Raw genomic sequence first — 2,398 nt, 5'->3', positions numbered from 1 at the left:
TCCGCATCAAGTGCGGAGCACGCACTACAAACGATAATCCCCCGCCTGTATTTTCGCATGCTCCGCCCCGGTCAGCCGCTCATAGCCATCCACCCCCGGCATCGCGAACCAGATCGGATCCTCGACCCGCTTGACATCAAAACCATCCTCGACCAGCTCGACCTTGCGATATTTGAACGTGCCGGTGGTCTGTGCTTCCGGTTCGAGCCGGATGAACAAAGGCACCGCATAATGCGGCAATTCGTTGGCCAGAAAAGCGCGCAGCCCCGAAATATCGAAATCATCGGCGGTGGTCAGCGACGCCATGCCCGCCCGGCCATCGGTGCCGGGCACCGCGACCCCATAGACATTGGCAGTCCTGATCCCCGGATATTGCGTCAGCATCTCGGCAACTTCATTGGTCGCGACATTCTCCCCTTTCCAGCGGAATGTGTCGCCGATCCGGTCCTTGAAATAGATATAGCCGGCGCGGTCGCGGCTCATCAGATCGCCGGAACGGAACCAGGCGTCGCCTTTCTCAAATACGTCGCGAAGGATCTTCTTCTCGGTTGCTTCCTTGTCCTGATAACCGGTAAAATCCGATGGCCCACCGCTGTCGATCCGCCCGATCAGCTCGCCCGCTTCACTCCAGTCGGCCATGATGCAAAAGCCGTCATCGCCGCGGATCGGCTGTTCCTCGGCGACATCGAATTTGACAATCCGGACGTCGCCGAACTTCTTTTCTAGATATTTGGGAATACGGCCGACCGCGCCAATCTTGCCATCGAAATTCATCAGGAAAATATTGCCCTCGGTCGAGCCATAGATTTCCAGCAGCTTGGGGACATGAAAGCGGTCGACAAATTTCTGCCAGATGTCGGAGCGCAGGCCATTGCCGATGCCGACCCGAAGCTTGTGCGCCCGTTCTTTGGCATGTTTCGGCTGGTTGAGCAGATAGCGGCACAGCTCGCCAATATAGACAATCACGGTCGCGCCATTGTCCGCCACATCATCCCAATATTGCGACGCCGAAAATTTGCGGCGCAATATAACCGAGGCCCCGCTCAGCAAGGCCCCGCCAAGGCCGAGAAAACCACCGGTCACATGATAGAGGGGCAGGGTGATATAGACCCGGTCTTCCGGCGTGATCGGACAGGTCGGGATGGCAATGCGGAAGCTGCGCCGGGCGCGGGCATGGGAAATGCGGGCAGCCTTGGGCAGGCCGGTGGTGCCCGATGTGTAGACATAGAGAAACAGGTCCTTGCCGGTGAGATGGGCGCGGTGGCTATGGTCGGGCCGCTCGGCGGGGAGCGTGGCCAGTGCGGCATTCAGGTCCTTGCCTACCGCGCCATCCCAGTCCCACAGGACCGGAGAGCCTTCCAGCTGGGCCGAAATTTTGGCGACCCGCGGCGCCAGATCGGCGCTGGTAATCACCGCCCTGGTCGCGACAATATTGAGGCAATGGGCAAGCCCGGCGCCGTCGAGATTGCTGTTGATCATCGCTGTCACCACGCCGACCTTGGACAGGCCAAACCAGGTCGCGACAAAATCGGGCGCATTTTCCATGAACAATGCAACCGTGTCTCCGGCTTGATAGCCTTGCGACAGCGCCCAATGGGCGATCCGGTTGGCCCGCGCCTCGAACTGGGCATAGGTGACGGTCTCGCCTTCGAAATGAAAGGCGACATTGTCCGGATAGGCGGCAATGGTGGCTTCAATATCGTCGGTGATCAGGACATTGTTGGTGGGATCCAGCTCGTCGAACTGCGCCATCAAGCCCTTGAGCGAGCGGGTGAATGCGACTTCACGTTTGATGACGCTGAATAGGCCCATACTGTCTCTCCGGCTATTTTGCCTGATCTTGACAGCTAAGCAGATAATATTCAACGCCGTTGCGCGATAGAACACGGCGCGGCATTTCAGTCGTCTGCGATAATCTTCGGCAACAACGCATCAAGCAACGGCATGCCCTTCGGCAGGATCGTCAAACGATCCCCCCGCCGCTCGGCAAAACCAAGCCCGGCCAGCGTCTCTACTTCCGCCCCATCCACCATCTCCGCCGCCGACAACCCCGTCTTCGCTGCCAAATCCACCAGATCCACGCCCTCCGCCAGCCGTAGCCCCATCATCAGCGCGTCCATCGCCCGCGTCTCCGCCGACAGCGCCTGTTCCACTTTCAGCCCGGTCCCGTTGCGCTCCACCGCCGACAGAAAATTCTCTGGCTTCCTGTGCCGCTCGGTCGCGCTTTCCAGCCGCCGCCCGTGCGCGCCGGGGCCGATGCCGATATAATCCTGATAGCGCCAGTAGGTCAGATTGTGGCGGCTTTCCTGACCGGGTTTCGCGTGGTTGCTGATCTCGTAGGCGGGCAGGCCAGCCGCCGTCATGACGTCACGGTTCAATTCGAACAGGTCGGCGCAAT

General features: G+C 59.8%; 1 protein-coding gene and 1 pseudogene. Both read right to left on the bottom strand.

What is annotated here, in order from left to right; translation table 11 throughout:
• Positions 1 to 24 precede the first annotated feature (24 nt).
• Complete coding sequence (locus tag WBM93_RS03335; protein WP_424428134.1) at positions 25 to 1,812, bottom strand: long-chain-acyl-CoA synthetase; 1,788 nt, start codon at positions 1,810 to 1,812, stop codon at positions 25 to 27.
• An 86-nt stretch (positions 1,813 to 1,898) separates the two neighbouring features.
• Positions 1,899 to 2,398: pseudogene (locus WBM93_RS03330) on the bottom strand (radical SAM family heme chaperone HemW); the annotation flags it as partial.

Source organism: Parasphingorhabdus sp., assembly GCF_049667325.1.
Taxonomy (GTDB): domain Bacteria; phylum Pseudomonadota; class Alphaproteobacteria; order Sphingomonadales; family Sphingomonadaceae; genus Parasphingorhabdus.
The sequence above is the reverse complement of the archived record's forward strand: the minus strand, read 5'-3'. Positions and strand labels throughout refer to the sequence as shown.